Raw genomic sequence first — 2,614 nt, 5'->3', positions numbered from 1 at the left:
CCACGCAACATGCATTTACGGGCCGCCAAAACCGGCAACTGGATAGTTACGCAACACACCCGGGGTAAGTTGATTCACATCAGCGCCCGTATGGCGGTACACCATGCACGTTATCCGGGGCCGAGCACCGTGGATGAAAGGCAGTTCAGTCCGCTTTTTGAAGTCAGTACTTTTCCCAGTTGGGCAGCCGTCGGCAAGGCCTACTGGTCACGCGCCGCCGACAAGGCGGCAGTTACCCCCATTGTCCAAAAAACCGCCGATACAGCAAGTCATGGACTGCAGGGCTGGGATGCGGAAAAAGCCCTGTATACCTGGGACTCCCACCATATTCGTTATGTAGGTCTGGAATTGGGTGTCGGCGGTTATGTGCCCATCTCGGCCAGCAAAACCCTGGAAACCCGCTATGGGGACTGCAAGGCCCACGCCACCCTGCTGCAGGCGCTTTTCAATGCCAGAGGCTTCAAGCTTTATCCAACATTAATCAACTGGAATAATGTGTTCACCCTGCCGCCGCTGCCCACTCCTTTCTGGTTTAATCACGCCATCGACTATGCCCCGCAGCGTCATCTTTTTCTGGACAGTACCGGCACCTACGAAACACCGGGGCAGCTGGCTATTGGTGAACGCGACAAACCCAGCATTGTCACTGGTCCGCATCCCCGGGTAGTAACCACCCCTGGTGCCGAGCCCGATGCCAATCAGTTGGACTATGCAGCCGATCTGACCCTGCACCAAAATGGTGACCTGAGCGGGATTGCCAAAATGCAGACCAAAGGCTGGTGGGCCTGGATGTATCGGCAAACCTTCGCCTCCATTCCGCCCTCAGCCTATCACCGGGTAATGAATACCCTGCTGCTGCCGGATGGGGGCGGGAGTGGCACCTTTGTGCCAGGCAATCCGGATATTCTCGACCAGCCCTTTGCCGTTACCGCTCATTGGCATACTGTGGCTTACACCCATGTTGGCGATCATATCAGTTTTCCCATTCCCTCCGGTCCCTATCTGACCCCCGGCCTTTCCGCCACCGCCCGACCCATGGAAGCCTTGACCCGGGTCATTGGCCCGCTGCAGCGTCAACATCCCGTCACCACCTACCTCGGTGGCATCCACTGGACAACGACTATTCATCTGCCCGAGGGTTATCAGGTCCAATATCTGCCGCCCGCACAGCAGCTCCATAATCAGGCGGGAAGTTTCACTTATAACCTCACCCAGCAAGAACACAGCGTCATCGTACACTACACACTGCAACTCCAGCGGGTCGTGTACAACCCTCAGCAATATCCGGCCTTGCGCACGCTCCTGAAACTGGATTATGCCGCGCAGCAAAGCCCGATTATCCTTGTTCGCCAATGAGTTCAGGAAACCTGCATATGACCCGTCATCTCACTCCCAAAGCGGCTTTATTAACTGCCGGTTTTATCCTGCTGACTGTCAGCGCCAACCCGGCTTTTGCCCGGGAACCCGCCCAGGTGAATTATCAGGTGTTACTCCTGCGTCAGGAACTGAGCGTCCAGAAAAACGGTGCCTATACCGACAGCATTGACCGGGTGATTCAACCGCTGACCATGGCTGGCGTACAGTCACAATCCCAGATGCAAATTGGCTATCCAGCCAACTTTGCCCGGGTGCACATACTCGAAGCCTATACGGAAACAGCTTCGGGCATTAAACATCCCGTCCCGGCCGATGCCATTTATACCCAATCCAGCCCGGATGCCCTGAGTGCGCCTTTTTTAAGTGATGGTCGCATCCAGAGTGTGGTCTTTCCGGCGGTAGCGCCCGGAGATAAGCTGCACATCCGCTACACTATCCACTATGATCATCCCTATTTGCCGGGTATCTACGCCATCAGCACGCTCCTGGCCCCCAATGTGCCTGTCAGCAAGGCACAAATCATTTTGCACACCCCTGCCGCGCAAAAACTCTATGCTGCCCGGCAGGGGGATGCCTGGCATGCCGTGTCCATCAGTCACGCTAAAAATGCGGCCAGCCGGTCTTTTGAAACCAGCCTCAGTAAGGTTTCCTACCCACCACTGGGTAGTCCGGCACTGACCCAATATGCGCCCCTGGCGGTGATTTCGACGGCAGAACACTGGACTGAAGTCGCCACGGCTTACAATCAGCTTGCCACCCCCGCCATGCAAATGACCCCGGAATTGCAAAAAGCCGCTGAACATATTGCGCATGGGACAACAGGGCTGGATGCGGTCAAGGTCATTTATCACTGGTTGCAAAAAAACATTCATTCGGTATCCATCAACTACGCCAACGCCGGCTTTACGCCACCCAGCGCGGGCAGCACCCTGCAACGCGGAGTCGGCGACAGTAATGCCAATGCGGTATTACTCTGCACCCTGCTAGGCGCCCTCCATATTGAAGCAGTACCGGCCATGATTTCCACCTCCGCGCGCTTTCACCCCTATCCTGCTGTGGATCCCTTTGCCTTTGGTCATTTTCTGGTGTATGTGCCCGCTTATCATTTATTTCTGGATCCCACTTCGCGCTATGCCGGCATCCATAGTTTGCCCCTGGAGGATGCGGGCCGACCGGTGCTCATTACCGGAAAAAATCCACGCATGACGCAAACCCCTTTGCCCGATCTCAGCTTGCC

The 2,614-nt window shown here is 56.0% G+C and carries 2 protein-coding genes; both read left to right on the top strand.

The annotated features are described in order from the left end of the window. Nucleotides 1–1,356 (top strand): DUF3858 domain-containing protein (locus tag AC2VLY_RS00140; RefSeq protein WP_486891781.1); only part of this gene is annotated, 1,356 nt, incomplete at its 5' end. A gap of 17 nt (nucleotides 1,357–1,373) precedes the next feature. Further along, on the top strand, nucleotides 1,374–2,614 hold a 1,241-nt coding region (locus AC2VLY_RS00135), incomplete at its 3' end, for a DUF3857 domain-containing protein (protein WP_486921568.1).

The sequence above is a fragment of the Acidithiobacillus sp. TH-A36 genome (assembly GCF_057473445.1).
This window is presented reverse-complemented; position numbering and strand designations above follow the sequence as displayed.